The organism is Streptomyces africanus, assembly GCF_002150735.1.
GTDB classification, from domain to species: Bacteria; Actinomycetota; Actinomycetes; order Streptomycetales; family Streptomycetaceae; genus Streptomyces; species Streptomyces africanus.
Map to the genome: position 1 here is coordinate 838 of NZ_MUKA01000555.1, position 1158 is coordinate 1995.

Consider the following 1158-nt stretch of genomic DNA (forward strand, 5'->3'; position numbering starts at 1 on the left):
CGCGGTCCTGGCCGCCGTGCTGGCCGTCCTGTGCGTCCAGGGGTGCGGCTCCTCGCAGCCCGAGGAGGAGGAACGGCCGGAGCCGGGTCCCTCGGCGCCCTACTGGGGCAACCGCGGATACGCCCTTCCGGACAGCCCGTTCACCCGCGAGGGCACGGTCGTCACCGCCACGTGCAGCATGGGTGCGCGCTACGCCGGGGTCAACGTGCAGGCCTGGGATCCCGGGCGGTGGGAACTGCGCGAGACCCGGAACTTCTTCATCCCGGTCGAAGCGGCGTTCACCAACTACCCGGACGTCAAGGACGTCCACAGCCCTCTCGTGGACCTCTGCGGAGTGAGTTCGGACAGTCCATCGCCCTACGCCGTGGACGATCTGGAGTACGTGACTCCCCGGGTCCGCGNNGTGGTGCTGCGGGACGCGGACGGCAGGACGACGCACGCCGGCTACGTGGAGAGCGGCGGCAACGCCGACGACTTCGTGCGCCTGAGCGACGCGAGCGGCGACGACGAGCAGAACGCGGTGATGGCGCCCGACGGGCGCAGCGTGTGGTTCACGTACATCACCGCCGACGGTGAGCGCAGGATCGGCTCGCGGTCCACGCAGGGGGATCACCGGCTGTCGGACGAGGGCCCGGCGATCGGGCACGACCTCCCTCTGACCGTCACCGGGAAGCCGCCACGCGCCGTCCAGGCGAACATGGTGCACCTCGCCCCCGGCGGCCGCCGCCTCACCGCTACCGCGCCGAAGATCTACGGGCACGTCTTCCACACCAGGGATTCCTCGGGACCGCTCACCGCGGCATCGGGCCGCTCAGCCACTCTGCTCAGCGGGTGCGTCGGCATCGTCGGCTGGGTCGCGGACGAACGGGTGCTGTGCCGCACCCAGTCCGCCAACTTCCGGACCGTGGACGCCCGTAGCGGCCGTCCCAAGGGGAACGCCGTCGCCGTGGTCCGCGCGGACGACGGGAGGGTCGCCGAGGGGATGGTGGTGTCGGCGGACGGTGAGAAGTTCATCGCGTCCGTTCACTCACCCAACGACCGCTCGGGGCAGCCGGTGGGCCTGGGCAACTTCCGGGTGGTGTCGACCTCGGGGGAAGGGGCGGCGGTTCCTGTCTCCGCCGATTCCTTGACCAGCGACACGGTGTTCCTGGAGTGGCG